Source organism: Paenibacillus faecis (genome assembly GCF_008084145.1).
Lineage (GTDB): Bacteria > Bacillota > Bacilli > Paenibacillales > Paenibacillaceae > Fontibacillus > Fontibacillus faecis.
In genome coordinates, this window is sequence record NZ_VSDO01000002.1 from 1021729 (window position 1) to 1043553 (window position 21825).

Sequence of the window (21825 nt, forward strand, 5' to 3'; positions counted from 1 at the left end):
GCCGAAAAGTGATTTTCCCCCCTGCACACAGTGGGTTTTTCCCTAACCGCTTCGGTCCGCGGACTTTTATCTTAGGATTAAGAAAGGCAACGCTTCATGACGGGAGGAAAAACTTGTGAATCGTACAAAACGCCAAATCCATGCCTGGACGTTCGTCGCGCCGAGTCTCTTTTTAACGCTGGTGTTTGGGGTGTACCCGATAGTTTGGGCGCTCAAGTACATGTTTTACGATTACCAGGGATATGGAGAACCTTTATTCATCGGATTGGATAACTTTGCGAGGCTGTTTCGGGATACGGAGTTCTGGCAGTCGGTTCTGAACACGCTGGTGTATGCCGGCGGGAAACTGCTGGTGACGATTCCTTTGTCGTTCGTGCTGGCGGTTATCCTGAACCGGGCTTTCAAGGGGCGGCACCTGCTGCGGGCGGTGTACTTCCTGCCGACCATCGTCAGCGCCTCCGTGATGGCGATCGTGTTCTATGTCCTGTTCAACTCTTATAACGGGATGATCAATCAGCTGCTGATGAAATCGGGCATCGTGTCGGCTCCGATCGATTGGCTGGGCCCCGAATACGCCCTGCTGACTTCGATCATCATCGCGATCTGGGGGGCGGTGGGCAACTACATGCTGCTGTTCATCGCCGGTCTGCAAAATATCCCCGAAGATCTGTACGAGGCGGCCTCCCTGGACGGGGCCGGACCTGTCCGCAAAATGTGGAGCATTACCGTACCGATGCTGGGGCCGGTTCTGCAAATGATCATCATGCTGGCGATCACCGTTTCGCTCAAAGGGTACGAGAGCATTATGGTGTTGACGGAAGGCGGGCCTTACGGCAAGACGAATGTCATGTACCTTTACCTATACAAGTTGTTCTTCCCGGTATCGAGCGGGGGAATGAGCGCGCAGCAGTTCGGCTACGGCAGTGCGGTCGGGTTTGCGACGGCGGTGATCGTCGGGGTGATCACGCTGATCTATTTCCGGATGTCCAAAAAACTGAACGAACTCTATTAAACGAAAGGAGATCAACCGATGAATACACTATATCCGTCCATCACGGCATCCCGAAGAAAAACGCTTCCCTGGCGCAAGCTGGCATCGAATATATTGTTGTGGGCGTTTCTGCTGATCGTCGCCGTGTTTACGCTATTTCCGATCCTGCTGGCTTTCTTCGGCTCGCTGAAGTCCAATCTGGAGATCACGACGGGCTCCGGCCTGCTGCCGCAGGAATGGAAATTCAGCAATTACGCGCAGGCGTGGGAAGTGGCCAATTTTGCCCGCTTTACCTGGAACAGCCTGTTTATCAGTTTCTTTACGACCGTAGGCACGCTGCTGATCGGTACGATGGCCGCTTATGCCGTGGCACGGATTGATTTTATCGGTAAAAAGTTCTACGTGTTTCTGCAATCCAGCACCTTGTTTATCTCGATCGGCGCCGTCGTCTTAAGACCCCAATTCGATTTGATGGTGGCGCTGAATCTGCAAAAATCGCTGTGGGGCGTGATCCTGCTGTTGATCAGCGCGCATGCCACGGTGTTCTTCATGCTGATCGGCTTTGTCCGCGCCATCCCGAAGGAGTTGGACGAGGCCGCTTATATTGACGGTTGTAATTTTTACAGCACCTATACTAGAATTATTCTGCCTTTGCTGGCCCCGGCGCTGGGCGTGGCCGGACTCTGGTCCTTCCGCGGCGCTTGGAACGAATATATCCTGCCCCTGGTCTTTACGATGACCCAGCCCGATCTGCAGACGCTGACCGTCGGACTGGCCAGTTTGAAATACGGCGTGGGCGATGCCGCGCAGCCGCAGCTCATGTTGGCCGGCGCGTGTCTGTCCATTTTGCCGATGCTGCTGGTGTATGTGTTCGCCAATAAATCTTTCATGCAGATGACGGCGGGTTCGGTCAAAGGGTAGACGACGGGCGCTCTCGACAGGAAAGGGCGGCGGGCAGGGATGACGAAGGAGCGTGAATGCATTTGAAGACATGGATTTACCGGACTTCCTTGCGAAAAAGAATGTGGGTCTCCTTTGCCGGCCTTACGGTACTTTGCATCGCTGTCACCGGCCTATGTTCCTATGTGATCGCGGCCCGCGCCATGGAGCGCAATTCCACCCAGCTGAACCACAGCGTGCTCAACCAATCCGTCAACGTGCTGGACCAGAAGCTGAAGCAGATCGTGGTGGCCTCCTCCACCATGACGTTAAGCGAAACTTACAAACAGACGATTCGCGATATTCAGGCCGACAATCGGGGCCGGTATTTCGCGAATTTTTCGCTGCTTCAAGGGCTGTTTACGCAGGCTGAGCTGACAGAAAATTCGATTGACTCGATCCTGATCAGCACGCCGAGCGGCGATTTCTATTCCAGCGGCAAGACGCGAAAAACCGACGTCCCTTTTAACTCCACGGCCATTTATCAGCGGATTAAGGACGAGCCCGAAACGCGATGGATTGAAAGCCATGAGGATGAGCTGTTTGCCGGAAAAGAGGAGGTCGTCACGCTAGTTTTGCAATCGCTTACAGAGACGTATGTACCCGATGTGTTCCTCATCGTCAATGTCGATGCTCGGATGCTGGGGGAGGTCGTCAGTGAAGGGCTTAACCCGGGATCGGCCCACTTTTTGCTCATGAACACCTCGGGGGCGAGCGTGCTCGGAGATCAGGGGCGGCCGGCATGGACGAAGTCCCCGGAATTCATCCGGAAGCTGGCGGCGAGCGGCAGCGGGAATTTCGAGTATAAAAGCCCGGACGGCACCATGCTGGTGAGCTACGCCATCTCCGCGTTCGCCACCGATTGGATGCTGGTCAGTTATCTGTCGAAATCGGATCTGCTCGCGCCCGTTCACCAGATTCAATGGCTGGTGCTGGCGATTATGGCGTTCTGCACGCTGACTGCGCTGCTGCTCGCCCGGTATTTGTCGGGTTTGCTGCTCTCCCCGCTGCTCCGGCTGCAAAAGACGATGAAACGGGTCGAGCACGAGGATTTAGGAGCGCGCTTCGTAAGTCCCTTCCAGGACGAAATCGGGGAAGCCGGACGGAAGTTCAATCAGATGCTGGACCGGATCGGGCAACTGATCGCCGAGGTGAAGGCGTCGGAGAACGAGAAACGGAAAGCGGAAATCAAGGCGCTGCAGGCGCAGATCGATCCGCATTTTTTATACAACACGTTAAATACGATTTACTGGAAATGCGAGATGGACGAGTACGAGGATGTCAAAGCGATGGTCCTGTCCTTGTCGGCGTTATTCCGCCTGGGACTGAATCAGGGCAAAGAGATCACGACACTAGGCAAGGAACTGGAACATGCCCGCCAGTATTTAAACCTGCAGCAGCAATGCTATGAGGGCCTGTTCGAGTTTTCGATCCATGCGCCGCCCGAACTGCTGGAGCTGCCCGTCCTGAAAATCATCATCCAGCCTCTGGTGGAGAACTCCATCCTTCACGGCTTGAAGGATAAGCGGGAGGCGGGAATGATTCGGATCGAGGCCGAGTCCGCGGGCGGCAGCCTGGTCATTTCGGTGACGGACAACGGGGTCGGCCTGGATGCGGAGCGGATGGATGAAAAGCTGCGGCTGCCCGCCGACTGCAAAGGGTATGCCTTATCCAACATCTGCAACCGCCTGGCTTTGTACTACGGCAAGGGGGCGGGTTTGCGCTTTCTCAGCCGTCCCGGTGAAACGGTTGCGGTTCTTACCATGACAATGGAAAGCGAGAGGGATGAACCATGGAACATTATGACCCGATAAAAATTTGTATTATCGACGATATTCCGGCGGTGGTGCGCGGACTGTCGCAACGGATTGCCTGGGAGGATCACGGGATGACGGTCGCGGCCACGGCCTCCAACGGGCATGAGGGGCTCGAATGCCTGCGCCGCGTCCGCCCCGATATCGTGCTGACGGATATTCGCATGCCGCTGATGGACGGGCTGGAGATGATGCGGACGATTTTGCCGGAGCAGCCGGGGGTCAAGGTGATCTTTTTCACGGCGTATACCGACTTCTCGTATGCCCAGGAGGCGGTCAAATTGGGGGCGTTCGATTTCATCGTCAAGCCCTTCACCCCCGCCCAGGTGCTGGAGGTGGCGCTGAAAGCGAAGGCGTCGATCGAGCGGGAGCGCAGCAAAGCCGCTTATATGCAGGGAATGGAGCGGAAGCTGCGGGAAAGCCTGCCCTATCTGAGACAGGAATTTATGCGCCTGCTCATCCGGTACGGCACCCGGCAGCAGAGCCAGAGCCGGCAGTGGGATTTCTACGGCATCACGATGGAGAAGAACGACTTCTGGGTCATGGTCGCGGAGATGGATCATTTCCCGGAGAGGACGGCGGATTTGCCGGTCGGTGAGGTGGAGCTGATCCGCTTTGCCGTGCAGAATATTTTGGAGGAGACCGTCTCGTCCCATACCAGCGGCATTGTGTTTCGCGAAAATATCAACCAGTTCGTGATCGTCGCCAATCCGGCCGCCGCGATGGACGCGGGGCAGCTCGCGGAGAAATGCCGCGAACATGTGTGCAGGCACACGTACCAAACCGTATCGATCGGCGTGGGCCATGAGGTGAAGGATACGTCGCAATTGGCGGCTTCGTACGCGCAGGCGCTGGCCGCGTTGGCCAATACGTTTTTGTCGGGCGGAAATAGCGTTTATCTGTACAAAGACGGGGAATTCCGGGGGGCGGACGAGCCGCAATACTCTTACGAGCAGGAGAAAGAGCTGTTGTTCTGCCTGCGTTCCGCGAACCTCGACAAGGCGGAGGAGCAGCTGCAAGGGATCTGGGACGGGTGGATTTCCGCCGGGAAGAATCCGCATCCTTCGGTTCTGAAGACGCTATGCCTGGAGCTGGCCCATGCGATCCATCGAACGTTTGCGGAAAAAGGCACGGTCGAGGAGATCCAGGAGCTGGAGGGCAAGCTGGCGGATATGAACAAAGCGGCCACGTTTGAGGAGCTGTGCGGCTTGATCCGGGAATTTTGCCGGCAGGGCTGCGGCTATTTGCGGAAGCGCCAGGTCAGCGAGTCCAGGGTGCTGGTCGAGCGGGGCATTGCGCATATCCAGCGGCATCTGCACGAGAATTTGTCCGTGGCGGACTGCGCCAAGGCGGTGCACTTGAGTCCGAGCTATTTTTCCAACTTGTTCAAAAAAGAAATGGGTGTCACTTTGGCCCAATACATCACCCACTGCCGGATGGAGAAGGCGAAGGAACTGGTGCTCGAAGGGATGCAGGTGCAGGATATTGCCGGATCGCTCGGGTACGAGGACCGTCCGTATTTTACCGAACTATTCAAGAAGCATACCGGCGTGACGCCGACGGAGTTCCGGACGAAGTATGCGGCGAATATTGAAAAGATATGAACATAGCTGAAGTTCAAAAATTTAATTTATGCCAACTTGTCGCAAGACATTTTGCAAGCTGCAAGAGTGGGGGGGGAGTATTGGTAAAAGCGAAAAGGGTGTCAACTATTTTTCAAAAATATAGAAGATAGGACTTTGCGGAATTTCCAAGTATTGTATAATAATTTTGGACTGTTGTTCAATTCCTCGAATTAAAGGGAATTCTTCCCGTTAATTGGGTACGTATGCGGCTGCAGAGGCAAATTAGCTGGAAAACCTCCCGTTAATTCGCCTGAAATGGTGAATTTCGGCAATAGGGCAGCGAAATAGATGGAGTTTTTCCAGCTAAATCTGAATAAAGAGCCAAGAGCGGTACATTAACGGGATATTTTCCCGTTAATCATGTAGACTCCGACGGGGGGCTTTTAGTTATTATCAGGTCAAACAAAAAGAAGCTTATAATAGGGGACATATCGCGATATCTTTCAAGTGAATTATTTGAAGTGGCACAAGGTATAACTCAAACGATTCTTTATATGAAAGAATTGTGACTACCAAAAAATTCAGCTGTAATGGAACCATGACGGAAGCTGACTTTTTAGCTGATAAAAACAGTGCCTTTTTAGAATTTGTTTTAGAATATCGAGATTTAGCTAATCATCTCAAATGCATAGATACAGGCCATTTCCATGTATTTTGAAAGACGGGATTCTTCTATAGTTGATATAGACTCGTCCGAACAGGCTATAATTATTCATTTTAGGAATTGAACTCAAGGTGGATGCGTGTATTAGAAAAGAGTCCCTTTATTTACTTTTGATGATGAAGGAAGTATGGATTATAGGTATCACGGAGAAACCCCCGGCAGTTCGAGTAACTGAAGCTCCATTACATGATGGATGGCATATTTATCCGCATCGCTTTTGATTTTCTTATAAAGCAGATCTATGGCCTGATCTTCGGTGTATTTAAATTTTGGCTGCTTTCCTATGTAATTAAAGAGTGGTTTCCTCTCCCCTGAAAAGTTGTTTTTTCCTTCACGCGCGGAAGGACGGATGATTTATATTTTTAGTGAAAAATGAATGCGATTACATCATCCTAAGGGGGCAAGGTTCAATGAAGTTTAACAAGTGGGGCTTGGCGGGACTGGCGCTGCTGTTGGCGGGCTCTTTGGCGGCCTGTTCATCCGGCGGCGACAAGACGGAACCCGACACGGCGGCGGCTAGCGCCGAAGGAAGCAAGACGAAGCTGACCTACTGGACGATCGACCGACACGATAGCGATTTTATTGAGCAGAAAGTGAAGGAGTACGAGGAAAAGAACCCCAATATCGATATCGAAATGAAGGTGATGGCCGATAACTACGCGCAGTCCGTGGAAATCGCGTTCGCCAGCAACCAGGCGCCGGATATTTTTCGGGTGGATACGGGAAATGTGCCGACCTGGGTGAAGCGCGGCTATTTGGAGCCGTTCGACGACTACATCTCGCCCGAGCTGAAAGAGAACTTCAAAAACGTGCTGATCGAAGAAAAGAACATGGTTGGCGGAAAAATCTACACGCTGCCGAATATCGGCCAGTTCTGGAGGCTGATCTACAACGTCGATCTGTTTGAAAAAGCAGGGATCGACGGGCCGCCGACGACGATTGCCGAAATGGTCGAGGACGCCAAGAAGATCACGGCTGCAGGCAAGAACAGCGGAGCCTACGGTTTTGCCGGCAACTTCAAGAGCGCCAGCGGCTTTGAGCGGATCGCCTATCCGATCGTCTCACTGAGCACGAACACGGGAAACGAGGGCTTTAACTTCCAAACGGGACAGTTCGATTTTACCGTGTACAAAGAAGTGCTGCAGGCGCTGCATCAGATCCGTGCGGACGGCAGCATGCTGCCCGGCTCGGAATCGCTCGACATCGACCCGCTGCGCGCCCAGTTCGCGCAAGGGAAGATCGGCATGTACTTCAACCACTCGGTGGAGCCGAGCGTGTATAAGACGCAGTTCCCGACGGACATTAATTGGGCCGTAGCCATGCCGCCGACGATCGACGGCAAACAAAACGGAGCCGACCAAGTCATCGCGGGCAGCTACCTGGCCATGAGCAAAAATTCCGAGCATAAAGAAGAGGCCTGGAAGTTCATCGAGTGGATGTACAGCGACGACGTGCAGGTCGCTTACCAGGAAGGCGGCTACGGCGTATCCGTCATCCCGTCCGTGGCGGCCAAAGCCAAAGCCCCGGACATCGCCGGCATCGAGAATTTCCTGCCGACCGCGATGGACGGCATCTATCCCGCCACCCCGCTGGTCGCCACCGAAGGCCGCGTCGAAGGCACGAAGAAAGTGGACGTCTTCAACAAGTTTATTTTTGACGGCCAGGATTTGGACAAGGTGTTAAGCGATCTGAACGCGCGGTACAACGCCGCGCTGGAGAAAGCGAAAGCCGCGGGGGACACCACGATTGGAGCGGATCCGAGCTTTAACGCGGCGAATCTGCAGGGGTCGTTGGTGGAGAAGTAGGGAAGAATCACTCGAACAAAAGGAAAACAGCAAAAGAGGCGGGAATCCCCTGGGATGGGGTGTTCCTGCCTCGAAAAACAACAAAAGCTGCCACTGCTGCGCTTTTAAGATCGAAAGCAATGTCAACTCAAATAGATCAAAAGAATATTCGCCCGGTACACGGTGCTAAAAGATTACTTTCAGATTCGGGTATTATGATCGTTCCCCCACCCGAGAATCTACGCCCTCTTATCGACCAAGAAATGAGAAAAATACGTTTGGATCTCATGGAGAAAATGGGTCAGGAAGCTTATGGTGAACGTATAAGACAAGCGAATGAAGAATTTGAACTTCTTCGCTGAGATATAAAGAACTACGGTTTAGACAAGACGCATTAGTGTATCCGATCGTCTTTTTTTATTGCCGGGATATCCTTCAGACACAGCCCCTCCACACTTGGAAGCACCGGTATTTGGCTAAATACATCGGACCGTAGCCGCCGTCATTCTCGTGTCCTGCATGGCTCCCGTTCCTTTCTTTTGCTATGATTATGATAGGTTATAGCGCGGTAAAATGGAGGGAGAACCGATGGACGAGATGACGGCCATTAGGAAAGCGGTCGAAGGTTTGCGGGGAGACGAGTTAAAGGCGTATCTGAGGTTTCTGCTGGCTCAAATCAGCTTGCTGGATAAGAAAGAGTCGCAGCCTGCGGCGATTGCTGAGTTGATCGAACTTTACGACAATGTAGTGAGCGCCTCTAACCGGCGGGAGGCCGGGAAAATTTCGCCGGATGATACCCACGTCCATATCGTGGTCGGTCATTCTTTTGCGGGCAGTATGAAACAGGCATTGAGGCAAATCGGCTGGTCGGAAACACACAAAGTGATTGTTCTGGAGGAAGATTACGCGATCGGTCCGCTCGGTGATCTGGACTTGCCGAAAGGGCGTCAGGCGCGGATCGATTGGTTTCGCGACCATATTTCGGGCGGAGCCGAAGCCTACTCCTCGTTTGAGGAAGAGTATGAGGAGCTCTTGCGTCAAGTAGCGCAAATTCCCGAGCGGGCCGAAGTGGTGATCTGGGCCGCCGGCAACGCTTGCGAACAGATGGGCATGCGGCATGCGCTCCATCTGCTCAGCAATAAATCGAATGCCATTGCCGTATACAATGCTTGCGCCATTTGCGAGGAAATGTACAATCGACCGGATGCGTGGATTAAATACCGCCACTCGGGCGAAATTGTGCCGGACAAGCTTTGCGACGCGCTCGCCCGAATGGACGGCAGCGGGATGCTGGTCCCCCCTGACATCGAACGGCTGAGACAGGAGTGGCAAGCCCTCTCGGAACAAGCAAAAGTGTTGCGTATTTGGCGTGCCGGCACGGTGGTCGAGGTGCCTGCCGATAGCTACGATCAATATCTGCTGGAAAAGCTGGACCTTCTTCAGTCGCGTGCCGGCAATGACAGCTTTCTGAGAGCCGCCCGCCTGATCGGCGAGGCGATGGGCCATTGCGACCAAACTATCGGGGATGATTATTTTGAATATCGGCTGCGCACCTTGATTTATGACGGGGTGCTGGAAATCAAGGGCGTTCCCGCGGCAATGAGATATTACAGTGTCAGACGTAAAACGTCACTCGGATAACGACCACTCCTTCACAGGCAAGCACGTTCACTTCGTCGCAGGACGAACCACATTAAGTGACGGTCATACGCGTCGGCATGGCGATAAATGTCATGAAGAGAGGTTTGATTTGAATTAAAGGGAATTCTTCCCGGTAATTTGGTACGTACGCGGCTGCAGAGGCGAATTAGCTGGAAAACCTCCCGCTAATTCGCCTGAAATGGCGTATATTGGCAATAGGGCCGCGAAATAGCTGGAGCTTTTCCAGCTAAATCTGATCGAAATGCCAAGAGCGGTACATTAACGGGAGGTTTTCCCGTTAATGATGTAGACTCCGACGACGGGACTCTATATCTACAACCCTATCACATCCTTGCCCAACGCCAATTCTTTAGTTCAACCTATAGAGATTCTTAAGGTAGGCGCCGGAGGGGCTGCGCATTCCGCCTTTCCTGCATTTAATTGCTTTGTCCGTCAGCGAGGGGCATGCCGTGGATCTGGGACAAGTAGCATCTTCGTATCATTGAAACGCATGATCTATCTACGTTACCGGCTTTACTGAAACGGCTGCTTCCTCAGATCCTTCGGCCGGAGTCCATTCTGCTTTGCTTTGCGGTGCCAGAAGAAATGGGTAGCGGACAAACGCCACAGCATACGCGGGAAGTTTGGCTGAATGAACAGCGATTCTGCACTGCTGCGGGTGAGGATAGCCGTGGAGAGCCGGGTCATCGCCTTGCCGAGATTCTTCAGGGGGCCTTTACCCAGCGGCACCTGTTTTAAGTTGTGGAACATCTCTCCTGCTCCGTGGCCAACTGCCATTCCAAAACGGAAGCCGCAGCGTATGCACCAGTTACTCACCATATCTGCTGCAAGGGTGCACTGACGCCCTTCGAAAAATCCATTATTAATTAGCGCATAAACGATGAGGTTCGGGTTTCCTGGCTCACTCTGCCGGTAATTCTCCAATTCGACCATCATCCGCAGCAGATGCGAAGGGATGGCGTCAAAATAGAGCGGAAATGCCAGCACGATGACATCGGCTTGAGCTTTTCCAGCAGAAATCCGGAGTTGCTTGGTCCACCCTTGGGACTGCCGTTAATCAGAGCAATTTTCATGGCTGCACCTCCGTCAACTCGTGAAGCGTGTTGTGAAAAGAAACACTATATTGGGACGCATCCAAATTTTTTGCATTGGCCTGGGTCAATGCTTGTGCCGTGCGACGTTCCGCCTCCGTTATTCCTTCTCCATAGAAATGGACCGAGAACTTGAATCGCTGCTTGTAGCGTTGCTGGTGATGGGTCTCACCGTCTTGGATTACAAAATAGGGCAGGATATAGGGTAATGACCTGTTCAACACATTGCTGACGAATGGGCTGTAACCTCCATACACGTTGCGGCTGATTAGCACAAATTCATCGCAGGCGGCGAGCCGTTCGCCCATGTGCTTATAGGGGTCTTTAAGCACACAGGTTCCCGGAGTGCGGACCCAACAACCAAAGCAGCCTACACAATGACGAATGGTACCGGACTCTCCAATGACTTCATCCGTATCCCTGCTGAAGCCGCTTAGCCAAGCATCATAATCATCGTTCGCCAGATCATGGACAATCAGTCTCATTTGCTGTTCCTCCCGATTGAAGAATGATTTGCCATACCTTTTGCCAATTGCCTGAATATCGAATGCCGCTACTGGATAGTAGGGATGCCACGCCGTGTACAAGCGACCAGTAAGCCATCAGCATTGTGCCGTCCAGTTCAGGTGGAAGACCCAAACTGCGGAACAGCCGGTAGCCGGTTTGCCGGAATACCGCAAACGGCGGATAAGGGGGAACATCTTCCGCTCCTTCGTCTACCTGAATGATAATGCCCGATTGAAAAAATAAGAACGGAAGGTAGGTAGGATGCTGCTCGAAAAAAGCAATATAGGCGGTTCCAAGCTTTTCCATGGCCGACATGGGGTCGCTTTGCCCTTCAATGGACTCTTGTAGGGAAGCCGTGAACTGCTCGGTGACATGATCTGCCATGGCCGCCAACAGCTCCTGCATATCCTTGAAATGACTGTAAGGAGCAGCGTGACTGACACCGCATTTGGCTGCAATCTTACGCAAGGAGAAACCTCCTAACCCTTCCTTGCTAATTAGCTCAATGCCGGTTTCGATTAAGGTGTTACGTAAATCTCCATGATGATAGGGTTTAGGCTTCAAAAATATCGCTCCTTGCCTTAACTTTACAATGTAAAGATAACTTTAAATCTTGACGCTGTCAAGATTGGTGGCTGTCACGTCCGACTTGACAACGGATACGGATATCCAGCAGAATTGAATAAAGATGTCTAGAGGAGTATACGTAGTTATGCAGGCAAAACACTATCAAGTCAAGCAGCGGTTAGCGGAAATGATTGATAACGGGGAACTGCGAATCGGCGAACGGATGCCTTCGGAGCTGGTGATGGCCAAGGAGTTCGGCGTCAGCCGCGAAACCTTCCGTTCGGCTGTTCGCGCGCTGGAGCAGGAAGGAAGGCTGCTCATCAAGCACGGAGTGGGAACGTTCGTAATCCAGCCGCTGCCGCTCATCCCAAGTTCGCTTGAGAAGCTGTCGAGCATCGGCTCGATGATTCAGGCTGCCCGGTTGGATGAGGGCGAGGAACGCATTCGGCTCAAGACGGAGCGGTGCGCGCCGGAAGCTGCCCAAGTGCTGGGCATTCAGCCGGATGATCCGGTTATTACGCTGGAGCGGTTTCGTTCGGCCAACGGAGAGCCGGTTGCTTATTCAATCAACGTCATCCCCCGGCAGATCGCGGGGGATCGTTTCGATAACGGTCAGTTCGAAGGTTCGCTGCTGGAATTTTTCGAGAACCAGCTTGGCCGCAAGATCGTGACGGCCGATTCGGAAATCAGCGTACCGCTGCATATCGACCGCAATTGCCAGCGGCTTCTGCTGCACCCGCAAACGACCGTGCTGCTGCTGAAGCAGACTCATTATGACGAAGTCAATCAGCCTGTCCTGTACTCGCTGGATTATTTGCGCAACGATGTCTTCACGTTCCGCATAAGACGCACGATCTAGCCGATTTGACCGCGAAGAGCCCGTTCTGTTTCTACAGAGCGGGTTCTTTTGCTTTTACAAAACATATAAATCGATTTGACAGTCGGCGAATACTTTTACGTTACGATATTGGCAAAGATGTCTATACCTCTTGAAAAATGGGAAGGGAGTCCTGTATGGGCTGGATAAAAAAAATAATCAAACCTTATTTGTTTATGTTGCCATGTTTGCTGTTTGTTATTTTGTTTACCTATTATCCGTTCGCCAAGACGGTCTACTTGGGATTTACTTTGGTTGATCTGAATGGAAACCCGGTTGAGTTTGTTGGGTTCGAAAACTTTATTAATCTTTTCAAAGATAAGATGTTGATCAATACCTTGTTAAATACGTTGGAATATACGGCGATAACGATTCCCGCTACATTTTTTATCAGTTTGGCTTTGGCGCTTTTGGCGGAAAAGAAGAGAAAAGGAAATCACATTTATCAAATTATGTTCGCACTGCCCATGGCGGTATCCATGTCTTCGGCAGTCATGATATTCCAACTGCTTATGAATCCGACAATCGGTATGTTTAACTATTTGACGGGTTTAGGCATCGACTGGTTTGGCGATGAAAAATATGCGATGGTAGGCATTTCGATCCTTAGCGTGTGGATGGGACTCGGATTCAGCTTTTTGTTTTTGCTTGCGGCGCTCCGTAATGTGCCGTCAGAGTTGCTGGAGGCGGCGGATATGGAAGGCTGCAACTATTTTCAGAAGCTGGTAAGCATAAAAATGCCCTTAATCTCTCCCACGATTTTTTTCTTGATTTGTACGGATTTGATCGGTTCATTGATGGTTTTCGGTCCCGTATGGATTATCACGAAAGGGGGTCCTATGGGATCTACGGAGACGATGATGTACTGGATGTATATCGAGGCGTTTGAGAATGCGAAATACGGATACGGATCCGCCGTAGCGGTCTTAATCTTCGTCATTGTTATGCTGGTTACTTTGCTGAGCTTTGTATATGAGAAAAAAGGAGTTCATTACACATGATGAGATCCAGGTATGTACACAAGCTGTTCATGAACATTCTTTGTCTTCTTGTAGGATTGATTGTCTCCTTTCCGGTTATTTATTGCGTGGGAGTAAGCTTCATGAGCGCGTCTGACCTAAGCTCCTATCCTCCCAAGTTATTTCCAAGCACCTTATATTGGGAGAATTACAAGACGGTGTTTACGTCCACGCCTATTCTTCTATTTATGTGGAACTCCTTTTTGATCGCGTCGATCGGAACGATCGGAAGATTGATTACAAGCAGCTTAGCGGCGTACGCCTTTGCTTTCTTCGATTTTAAAGGCAAACATTTTTGGTTTCTGATTATTCTGGGAACGATGATGATTCCGGGCGATATGCTCATTATTACCAATTACATCACCGTAGCGAATATGAAATTAATCAACACCTATGCAGGCATTATGATTGTCATGATCGCCTCGGCCACGTTTATGTTTATGCTGCGGCAGCATTTCAAAACGATGCCTCGGGATTTCAGGGATGCCGCGTTTGTCGATGGCTGCGGGGACCTGCGTTTTTTTCTGAATATCCTGCTGCCGATGTCCAGATCCGTATTGTCGTCCATATTTATCGCTTCTTTTATCGGGCTGTGGAATGCTTACTTGTGGCCTTTATTGGTTACCAACACCGAGCATATGAGAACCGTGCAGGTTGGAATTACTATGCTCCAGTTCGAAGAAAGCATGGTGTACGGTCCGGTAATGGCGGGGGTTACGGTCATTCTGATTCCATCGGTATTTATTTTCCTCGCATTCCAGAGGCAGTTGGTACAAGGGATTACATTTTCCGCAATTAAAGGATAGGAGGCGTTGAAGTGAGCAGAACTTTTACAGTGATGACATTCAATTTGCGTACGGCAGTAGCTACAGACCCTTATGTATGGGAAAAAAGAAAGCATTGGGTAGCCAAAATCATCGAGGACCGCAAGCCGGATTTGATCGGTACGCAAGAAGCGACTGTTCCTATGCTGGATTGGCTAAAAGATCGATTCCACGGAACCTATGACGTATATGGGGTTAACCGGACCCGTTCGGATGAGGCGGGGGAATTCAGCGCTATTTTTGTTAAAAGGGACAGCTTTTCCATCTTGCGAAGCGGTTCGTTTATGTTGTCGGAAACTCCGGATGTGATCGGCAGTTTTGGCTGGGATGCCCAATGCGAAAGAATTTGTTCATGGGTAGAGCTTGCTTTTCATGGCGAGACAAAGCCCGCGATAAGGTTTTTTAATACTCATCTGGATCATATAGGCAAGGTGGCTAGAATAGAAGGGTTGAGACTGATTTTGAAAAACATGCGGGAACAGAATCTGGGCATCCCCTTACCGGTCATACTAACCGGCGATTTCAACGATACTCCGGAGAGCGGATTGCTCGATGTGATCCATGAATTCGAGCCTATGACAAGTTGCTTCGACCTTATGTCCGAGGAGGAGAAGAAACATAGCAGAACGTTTCATGGCTATCAGGGGGGCACGGAAGGCAGCCCTATCGATTACATTATGAGCAGTCAAGGGATTGACTTTAAATCCAGTGCGATTGTGAGAGACAAGGTCGAAGATGGGTACCCTTCGGATCATTATCCGATCGTGGCCCACATGGAAATGCAAGCAGATTAACCTGCCCATTCAGACGCAGACCCAGAGCACTGATAGGTAGTTAATATAAAAAAACACATAACCCTTAGGAGGATTTGGGAATGAGGAAAACCATAGCAGTACTTGCCGCATCGATCATACTACTTACCGGGTGCGGGACGAAAACCGACACAACCGCTTCTTCCATGGACGCCAGCAGCAGCGCGGTGGCTAATACCAGCCAATCCGGAACGGTTCATTTAACATTTTGGCATGCCATGGGAGGCACGAATGAAGGTGTGGTGAAAGAAGTCGTCCAAAATTTCAACGATACGATAGGCAAGGAAAAGGGGATTGAAGTTACGCCGGTATTTCAAGGCAGTTACCAGGACTTGCTGAAAAAAGTAAAAGCGGCCGTCCAGGCGAAGGATACCAAAAACTTACCGGATATCGTACAAGTTCCCGCATCGGACACGGCATATATCAAGGACGTGCCTAGTATTATCTGGGCGCAATCGATGATCGATAAAGACCCTTCTTTCAATATAGCGGATTTAGAGCCCAATACCGTTTCTTCCTTCAGCTTCAAAGGTAAATTGGCGGGCGTTCCGTTTGCTAACTCTACAGTTTTATTGTACTACAATAAAAACATGTTTAAAGAAGCGGGGTTGGACCCGAATAAACCTCCTCAAACCATTGATGAAATGGGCCAATACGCCGCCAAGATGACGAAGAGGAACGGAGATCAAGTGACGCAATGGGGTCTTTCCGTAACGCCGGACCAATATCACTTATCGAGCTGGATCGGGATGCAGGGAGGCTATATCGGCAATAACAAAAACGGTCGTGAAGACACCATGACCCAAGTAGAATTTGATTCGACAGGGACGATGAAAGAATTCCTAACCACTTGGAAAAAGGCTGTGGAATACGGCGGCATCCAAACGGGCCCGGAAGTAAAAACGAACGAGGTCTTTGCTGCAGGAAAGCTGGGTATGTTCCTTAATTCAACAGCAGGAGTAAAAGGAACGTTAACCGCGGTGGGCGATAAATTTGAAGTAGGCACCGCGTTCTTGCCTAAGGTCCATGAGAGTGACAAAGGCGGAGTAGCTGTCGGCGGTTCGGCGCTGTACCTGGTGGACAGAGGCGAACCATCGAACATCGATGCCGCATGGGAATATATGAAATACAGCACTTCTCCAAAAACACAATTTACATGGCATACAGGCACCGGTTATTTCCCGGTCAACAAAAAAACCTATGATTTGCCTGAAATGAAGCAGCATTTGGAGAAAAATCCTTTATTTAAAACCGCAATCGAGCAGCTCCACGCATCGTCTCCGGAAACTCAGGAACCCATGAACCCGGTCTCCGGTGAATTCAACCGCGCGATAAAGGACGAAACCCTGGCCTATGTTACAGGCAAAAAAGATATCGACCAAGCCATTAAAGATATGGCCGCCGCCTCCAACAAAGCTTTGGAAGACTACAATAGGGTGAATAAGAAGTGATCCTTAGAGTAAATAAAAAGTAATCCTTGTTAATCGTGTTGTAATGACAAATAGGAGACGTGCATGGGGAGCCTTGATCGGCCCGTGCACGTTCTTTTGTTGTAAATGGACACGATTAAGGAGTTTGCTTGAAGGGGATGCAGGTGGAGGATATCCCGAGTCGCTTGGCTAACATCGACGGCTAGGATCTTGACAAGATTTGAACGTGCGATATAATGCCGCGCTGGAAGAAGGCCAAAGCGGCGGGAGACACCACGATTGGAGCGGATCCGAGTTTAACGCGGCGAAATTGCAGGGATCGTTGGTGGAGAAGTATGGGGAGGAAAAAAGACAAGCCCAGTTGTATATGAACTTGGGCTTGTTTATTTTTTATTTAGCGTGCCCAGACGCACGCATCTTCTAGCCGGTGAAAGTCCGGTCACGGGAAGAGCCAAGTCCCCGTGTAGCTTGGATACTTGCGTATGGCGAAATCTGTGCGTAAAAGCGTATCGACAAAAGTACCTGTCGGAGACAGGGCGAGCAACATACCAGGCCGTAACATAAAGTGAATCCTGCCGCGTCGTCAAAAAGGCCTCGCAAGAGGGAAGAGAGGGAGCCGAGTCTCGTGAATATGGACGAAGGCCAAGGAAGCTGTTTTGAACTTGGAGCGACAGCGAAGAGCCCTCCGGCGTATGGGGATCGGCATGGTATGAAAGAAGACGCAGTGAACTGGGGAGACCCTCCCCTGCACGAAGAAATTTTTTTTTTTTCGTAAGAGGATGCTCTATAAATCCAAAGGTGAAGTGAGCCATTCGCAGGAAGGGAGTCCGAGGGGCTCGTAGTACTGAGGAACCGCAGGACAACATAACCTGCGGGAGGGAAGGAGCCCTGCTTTGTTCACGTTTCTTAAGGAGGTACGAGTCAGTGAATGCCAAGCGGCTAACAACACCAAAGGAAAACGTTCAACAACTCCAAGAGAAACTAGGTCATGCGGCCAAGGAAAGCAAGAAGCGCAGATTCCATGCGCTGTACGACAAGGTCTACCGAATGGACATTCTGTGGGAAGCGTGGCGAAGGGTTAGGGCTAATAAAGGGGCAGCGGGAGTGGACGGTGAAACGCTGTCGGACATCGAGAAGCAGGGAGAGCATCATTTCCTGCAAGAATGCCACCGCATCCTTAAGGAAGGAAACTACCATCCACAGCCTGTTCGACGGCACTACATCCCGAAGAAAGACGGGAAGCAAAGGCCGCTCGGCATACCCACTGTCCGAGACCGAGTCATACAGATGGCAACGAAGATGGTCATAGAACCGATCTTTGAAACGGACTTTCAGGAATCCTCATTTGGGTTCCGACCGAAGAAAAGCGCGAAGCAAGCGCTCGACCGAATCCGGAAGGCATGCAACCGCAAAGGCAATTGGGTGGTCGACGTCGACATCCAAGGCTACTTCGACAACATTAATCAAGAGAAGCTCATGAAGCTGGTGGAAATGCGAGTCAGCGACAAACGCATCTTGAAGTTAATACAGAAGTGGTTAAACGCGGGAGTCATGGAAGAAGGAAAGGCAAGACGCTCAGATTTAGGAACGCCGCAAGGCGGGGTGATTTCTCCGCTGTTAGCGAACATCTACCTAAACTACTTTGACATTCTGTGGGGACGACATGGCGACGGGATTGGAGAACTTACGCGTTATGCAGATGACTTCGTGGTTGTGTGCAAAACGAGGAAGGATGCAGAGCGAGCCTACGAGCTGATCCACGCGATCATGGAACGGCTCGAACTCACATTGCATCCGACCAAAACGCGCTTTGTCGGTCTTTGGACAGGAAAAGAAGGCTTCGACTTTCTAGGTATGCACCATCGCAAGACGAAGGCTGAAACCTCCGAAGGGCGGGTGTACTACACCACGCAACAATGGTTAACCCGGAAAGCGGAAGAACGCATCCGGGAAGTCGTTAAGGAACGATTGGCTCCACCGAACATGAGACATAAGTCATTATTAGAACATGTGAACTGGCTGAATCCCAAGATTCAGGGATGGAGGAATTACTACTATACGGCTTACAGTCAACGTAAGATGGCAAAATTGGATTGGTACATCTTGCAAAGGTTTGCAAGATGGTACGCCAAGAAACGCCAACGCAGACGATGGATGAGTTCGTTCCGCGAGATTAAAATCTTGACCAGTCAATTTGGACTCAAAACGCTCTTGTAATCTGCATGCACATGGATGACGAACATCGGAAAGCCGTATGAGGGAAAACCTCACGTACGGTTTGATGAGGAGGGGCAGAATTTATCTGCCCTTTACTCTAGACCAAACTATTTTTCCGTAGGTCGCTTAGAGATATTTGTCTGACCCAGAATGTAGTCGATACTTACTTTGTAAAATTCGGATAACTTAATCAACACAGAACTCGGCACATCCAAATTCCCGCTTTCGTATCTGGAATAGGTTGCTTGAGAGATGTTTAGATACTCTGCCAATTGTTTTTGCGTCATATCCCTGTCCTCACGCAAATCGCGTATTCTCTTGTACATCGTTCATCACCCAAGCTAAGTTTAATTTATGCGAAAACAGCATATTGAGTTTTATGCATTTTTCGCATAAAATCTATTTATACTAGAATTGTTGACCGTTTTAAATATTCTAAACTATACCGTTTACATAATTCCTAGAGGGTGAGTCGAATGAAGAGTATTTTGGAGGAGCTTTACAGAGGAAATCTAAACCCAGAAGAGCAAATGATCCCTACCGATCCTGAATATCGTCAACTCAATAGAAAACTATCTGATTTGATGTTGGAAGCCAAGAGAAGATTTTCGGAGGACGATTTCAAAACCCTTGAGGAGATCTTGGATTTGAACGGGGAGACTAGTTCTATGGTAGCGAGTGAGGCTTTTGTCCAGGGGTTTAGGATGGGGGCTTTGGTGATGGTGGAGGTGTTTTGGGGGACGGGGGAGGTTTTTAAGGAGTGAGGTTGGTGAGGGCAGTCTGGGGGGAATATAAAATCAGGAAGAATAGATGATATAAATCCGAAACTTTCGCTAATCATTTTTGCGGAAGTTTTTTTGTTTTTTTGAGTAAAGATTATTAGTTTGTATTCCATTTTATAGTAGAATAAGGCTGTAGTTCATTTAGACTATTTCATAATATTTTCAATGAATTCTGTTATTCACGTACTTTGTAAATACACGTTATCCGAAACTACTGAACCTATTTTTAGACAAAGGAGATAGTACATATGATTTAGGCGTCTTCGTGTTGGAAAAATGATCTTTTGGCACTTTCAGAGAAGATAAAAACTAAATATGCAGTAACATCATTTTCTGAGGAAATGGCTGTTGATTTTGAGAAAGATATTCTGATAGCCCTATATTCGGTTCGAAAACTAGAAGAAGCAGGTAAACTGTCTTTAAATACAAAAGGAATACAAATTCAAGTAAAGTCATACAAAAACATGAAGGATGTTACAAGACTTAATTGGCATAGAATAGACGAACTGTATACATTAGATACTCCCGAGATACTCCCGTTACTGAAAGGCTGGGCGCAGACAAATTATATAATCAAATAATACACAGCTATATATTTTTAATATCAACTGATGAAAAGAAGTAATTGATGGTTTCTTTTTTTGTTCTGATAGAATGAGAGACAGGAAACTATATTTTATTAAATTACTCGAATTGGATAAATTCATATCTACTGGGAAATGATTACCCTACTAAAGTAAAATACGATTTTGATGAGTCAATTAAAGATTATAGAGTCTATTCAGAAGCATAGGGAGGCTAACTAGAAGAACAAGTTTATTATTCGAAGAAGAGGTGATCGTGATAACAGCGTATTCACGCGCCGGCCCTCTAAGCCCTTTGTTCGTCAGATGATAAGGAGCCAAGAAAGTTGAGTCAGGCGAATAACCCTGCAGCCCAAGTCCTCGCCACGTTCGCTTCGCCCACTTAGGGCTCTCAGGTTTGTGAATACCAGAGCGTTATCTGAAATTAACTAGTTGGTTTTACTCAAAGGAGTATATTAGAATGATGGAATCATTTAAAGAATTTAAATACAGATTTACATACCCAAATGTTTCATTTATTTATGAAACAGTATTCGATAGGGCGGAAGAGGAATATTTGGAGGATTATTTTGATCCTGAGGATGGAGCCTTTAGATTAAGGATTTCTAAACCCCAAAAAGATACATTATTACACGATTTTTTAAGAGTTCGACTCAAACTAGATTATGAATATTTTGAAGATAAGGTTGGTTACTCTGAAATTATTGATGAGTATGAGAAAATCTTAAACACGTACCATGTTCCATTTCTGCCGAGTAAAGAGTTTGAAGGCTCAGTTAATGACGATGGTTTATTAAAAGAATGTGAGGACACAAAATTCAATTATATTCAAAATCTTAAGCAACTATTAATTCCAATATTCGAACAAATTGTGCAAGAATCTTTTACAATATTGTTTGGCGATAGGATGTTTTTATTAAAATTCAATGAGATTGTTGCCTCTATAACAAAAAAGATGAGGAAATACGATTATCCTGAGATAATGAAACGTGATGGGGTAGTAAAGAGAGCGACTTATATTCCTAGATGGCTTAAGGATGCAATTTTTCATAGAGACAAAGGGAAATGTCAAGTTTGCGGAAGGGATTTATCAGGATTAATGTTTCTAGGTGAGGAAATTCATTATGATCATGTTATTCCGCTAAATTTAGGTGGAAACAATGACCCTACGAATTTTCAATTATTATGCAAAGAGCATAACTTATCAAAAAGCGGAACCCAGATAATAACTTCTGAAAGATATCAAACCTATTGGTAATACTGCGATAACTATGGGATTGACTACATAGAACTTAATTAAAATTTGATGAAGTATATATATATTATGAAGGATGTTTTTATTCAATTTATGAAAATTTAGAGACAACGCCTATATTGTAACTTAAAGTTGAGAAAACAAAGGAGAAAGTCAAATGCAGGGAATTAACTCGATAGTTAGCTAGTTTGATTCAACATGTAGAATTGTAATTGATGAATTTACTTTCATTTTTAAGGGATATACCAAACAAGATTGGAAATAATTCAATTGTAAAAAAGACTTGCCCTTCTATGTAAGGGCTTATTTATTACCCTAGAACTAGGGGTTGTTAACTTTTTCCAAATAAGGTACTATATTTATAGGTAGAATGTATGATTG

21 protein-coding genes are annotated in these 21825 nt (G+C 48.8%); 17 read left to right on the plus strand and 4 right to left on the minus strand.

The window, feature by feature from the left end; all coding sequences use genetic code 11:
• Positions 1 to 115: 115 nt before the first annotated feature.
• The 7 genes from FRY98_RS12570 (at position 116) to FRY98_RS12600 (ending at position 9458) form a co-directional block, all read left to right on the plus strand.
• A complete protein-coding gene (locus FRY98_RS12570) occupies positions 116 to 1012 on the plus strand; it encodes a carbohydrate ABC transporter permease (RefSeq protein ID WP_148452199.1) in 897 nt (298 codons plus the stop codon).
• An 18-nt stretch (positions 1013 to 1030) separates the two neighbouring features.
• On the plus strand, positions 1031 to 1912 hold the full coding sequence (locus FRY98_RS12575) for a carbohydrate ABC transporter permease (RefSeq protein WP_148452201.1): 882 nt from the start codon (positions 1031 to 1033) through the stop codon (positions 1910 to 1912).
• Between the two features lie 62 nt (positions 1913 to 1974).
• Complete coding sequence (locus FRY98_RS12580) at positions 1975 to 3744, plus strand: sensor histidine kinase (RefSeq protein WP_170287080.1); 1770 nt, start codon at positions 1975 to 1977, stop codon at positions 3742 to 3744.
• The gene (locus tag FRY98_RS12585) at positions 3723 to 5348 is read left to right on the plus strand and encodes a response regulator transcription factor (protein WP_148452205.1); all 1626 of its coding nucleotides are present in this window, start codon (positions 3723 to 3725) and stop codon (positions 5346 to 5348) included. The genes FRY98_RS12580 and FRY98_RS12585 overlap by 22 nt, the downstream gene beginning before the upstream one ends.
• Positions 5349 to 6443: 1095 nt before the next feature.
• Complete coding sequence (locus FRY98_RS12590) at positions 6444 to 7838, plus strand: ABC transporter substrate-binding protein (RefSeq protein ID WP_148452207.1); 1395 nt, start codon at positions 6444 to 6446, stop codon at positions 7836 to 7838.
• 119 nt (positions 7839 to 7957) lie between these two features.
• Positions 7958 to 8179: a hypothetical protein gene (locus tag FRY98_RS12595; RefSeq protein ID WP_148452209.1), complete on the plus strand. Its 222-nt coding sequence runs from the start codon at positions 7958 to 7960 to the stop codon at positions 8177 to 8179.
• Between the two features lie 226 nt (positions 8180 to 8405).
• A complete protein-coding gene (locus FRY98_RS12600; RefSeq protein WP_249043391.1) occupies positions 8406 to 9458 on the plus strand; it encodes a DUF1835 domain-containing protein in 1053 nt (350 codons plus the stop codon).
• Between the two features lie 534 nt (positions 9459 to 9992).
• Here the strand turns inward: FRY98_RS12600 and FRY98_RS12605 are convergent.
• From FRY98_RS12605 to FRY98_RS12615, 3 genes are all read right to left on the minus strand, one after another.
• Positions 9993 to 10466 carry a hypothetical protein gene (locus FRY98_RS12605; RefSeq protein WP_249043392.1) on the minus strand — a complete coding sequence of 158 codons (474 nt, stop codon included), beginning with the start codon at positions 10464 to 10466 and terminating at the stop codon, positions 9993 to 9995.
• 82 nt (positions 10467 to 10548) lie between these two features.
• Complete coding sequence (locus FRY98_RS12610; RefSeq protein ID WP_148452211.1) at positions 10549 to 11055, minus strand: flavodoxin family protein; 507 nt, start codon at positions 11053 to 11055, stop codon at positions 10549 to 10551.
• A complete protein-coding gene (locus FRY98_RS12615; protein WP_148452213.1) occupies positions 11036 to 11641 on the minus strand; it encodes a TetR/AcrR family transcriptional regulator in 606 nt (201 codons plus the stop codon). The genes FRY98_RS12610 and FRY98_RS12615 overlap by 20 nt, the downstream gene beginning before the upstream one ends.
• Before the next feature lie 148 nt (positions 11642 to 11789).
• Between FRY98_RS12615 and FRY98_RS12620 the strand changes: the two genes are divergently transcribed.
• The 7 genes from FRY98_RS12620 (at position 11790) to ltrA (ending at position 18823) form a co-directional block, all read left to right on the plus strand.
• Positions 11790 to 12503 (plus strand): GntR family transcriptional regulator, encoded by a 714-nt coding sequence (locus FRY98_RS12620; protein ID WP_148452215.1) that lies wholly within the window; start codon positions 11790 to 11792, stop codon positions 12501 to 12503.
• Between the two features lie 155 nt (positions 12504 to 12658).
• Positions 12659 to 13522 (plus strand): carbohydrate ABC transporter permease, encoded by an 864-nt coding sequence (locus FRY98_RS12625; protein WP_249043393.1) that lies wholly within the window; start codon positions 12659 to 12661, stop codon positions 13520 to 13522.
• A gap of 101 nt (positions 13523 to 13623) precedes the next feature.
• On the plus strand, positions 13624 to 14346 hold the full coding sequence (locus FRY98_RS12630; protein WP_249043394.1) for a carbohydrate ABC transporter permease: 723 nt from the start codon (positions 13624 to 13626) through the stop codon (positions 14344 to 14346).
• A gap of 11 nt (positions 14347 to 14357) precedes the next feature.
• Entirely contained in the window at positions 14358 to 15158 is an 801-nt protein-coding gene (locus tag FRY98_RS12635; RefSeq protein ID WP_148452221.1) for an endonuclease/exonuclease/phosphatase family protein, read from the plus strand.
• An 80-nt stretch (positions 15159 to 15238) separates the two neighbouring features.
• Positions 15239 to 16627, plus strand: a complete 1389-nt coding sequence (locus FRY98_RS12640; RefSeq protein WP_148452223.1) for an ABC transporter substrate-binding protein — start codon at positions 15239 to 15241, stop codon at positions 16625 to 16627.
• A gap of 199 nt (positions 16628 to 16826) precedes the next feature.
• Positions 16827 to 17030, plus strand: coding sequence for a hypothetical protein (locus FRY98_RS12645; protein WP_148452225.1), 204 nt, complete (start codon positions 16827 to 16829; stop codon positions 17028 to 17030).
• A gap of 500 nt (positions 17031 to 17530) precedes the next feature.
• Positions 17531 to 18823: a group II intron reverse transcriptase/maturase gene (gene ltrA / locus FRY98_RS12650; RefSeq protein ID WP_148452227.1), complete on the plus strand. Its 1293-nt coding sequence runs from the start codon at positions 17531 to 17533 to the stop codon at positions 18821 to 18823.
• A 107-nt stretch (positions 18824 to 18930) separates the two neighbouring features.
• Here the strand turns inward: ltrA and FRY98_RS12655 are convergent, their stop codons facing one another.
• Complete coding sequence (locus FRY98_RS12655; protein WP_148452229.1) at positions 18931 to 19149, minus strand: helix-turn-helix domain-containing protein; 219 nt, start codon at positions 19147 to 19149, stop codon at positions 18931 to 18933.
• Between the two features lie 150 nt (positions 19150 to 19299).
• Here FRY98_RS12655 and FRY98_RS12660 point away from each other — a divergent pair, with 150 nt between their 5' ends.
• The 3 genes from FRY98_RS12660 (at position 19300) to FRY98_RS12670 (ending at position 21447) form a co-directional block, all read left to right on the plus strand.
• On the plus strand, positions 19300 to 19587 hold the full coding sequence (locus FRY98_RS12660; RefSeq protein WP_148452230.1) for a DUF6809 family protein: 288 nt from the start codon (positions 19300 to 19302) through the stop codon (positions 19585 to 19587).
• A gap of 302 nt (positions 19588 to 19889) precedes the next feature.
• Positions 19890 to 20186, plus strand: a complete 297-nt coding sequence (locus FRY98_RS12665; RefSeq protein ID WP_148452232.1) for a hypothetical protein — start codon at positions 19890 to 19892, stop codon at positions 20184 to 20186.
• Between the two features lie 463 nt (positions 20187 to 20649).
• The gene (locus tag FRY98_RS12670; RefSeq protein ID WP_148452234.1) at positions 20650 to 21447 is read left to right on the plus strand and encodes an HNH endonuclease; all 798 of its coding nucleotides are present in this window, start codon (positions 20650 to 20652) and stop codon (positions 21445 to 21447) included.
• Positions 21448 to 21825: the final 378 nt, after the last annotated feature.

What these genes read in the sequence shown, in the direction of transcription:
- FRY98_RS12660 (WP_148452230.1), top strand. Translation starts at nt 19,300, where the DNA reads ATGAAGAGTATTTTGGAGGAGCTTTACAGAGGAAATCTAAACCCAGAA.
- FRY98_RS12595 (WP_148452209.1), top strand. Translation starts at nt 7,958, where the DNA reads ATGTCAACTCAAATAGATCAAAAGAATATTCGCCCGGTACACGGTGCT.
- FRY98_RS12625 (WP_249043393.1), top strand. Translation starts at nt 12,659, where the DNA reads ATGGGCTGGATAAAAAAAATAATCAAACCTTATTTGTTTATGTTGCCA.
- FRY98_RS12655 (WP_148452229.1), bottom strand. Translation starts at nt 19,149, where the DNA reads ATGTACAAGAGAATACGCGATTTGCGTGAGGACAGGGATATGACGCAA.
- FRY98_RS12670 (WP_148452234.1), top strand. Translation starts at nt 20,650, where the DNA reads ATGATGGAATCATTTAAAGAATTTAAATACAGATTTACATACCCAAAT.
- FRY98_RS12585 (WP_148452205.1), top strand. Translation starts at nt 3,723, where the DNA reads ATGGAACATTATGACCCGATAAAAATTTGTATTATCGACGATATTCCG.
- FRY98_RS12610 (WP_148452211.1), bottom strand. Translation starts at nt 11,055, where the DNA reads ATGAGACTGATTGTCCATGATCTGGCGAACGATGATTATGATGCTTGG.
- FRY98_RS12575 (WP_148452201.1), top strand. Translation starts at nt 1,031, where the DNA reads ATGAATACACTATATCCGTCCATCACGGCATCCCGAAGAAAAACGCTT.
- FRY98_RS12620 (WP_148452215.1), top strand. Translation starts at nt 11,790, where the DNA reads ATGCAGGCAAAACACTATCAAGTCAAGCAGCGGTTAGCGGAAATGATT.
- FRY98_RS12640 (WP_148452223.1), top strand. Translation starts at nt 15,239, where the DNA reads ATGAGGAAAACCATAGCAGTACTTGCCGCATCGATCATACTACTTACC.
- FRY98_RS12630 (WP_249043394.1), top strand. Translation starts at nt 13,624, where the DNA reads ATGAGCGCGTCTGACCTAAGCTCCTATCCTCCCAAGTTATTTCCAAGC.
- FRY98_RS12590 (WP_148452207.1), top strand. Translation starts at nt 6,444, where the DNA reads ATGAAGTTTAACAAGTGGGGCTTGGCGGGACTGGCGCTGCTGTTGGCG.
- FRY98_RS12600 (WP_249043391.1), top strand. Translation starts at nt 8,406, where the DNA reads ATGGACGAGATGACGGCCATTAGGAAAGCGGTCGAAGGTTTGCGGGGA.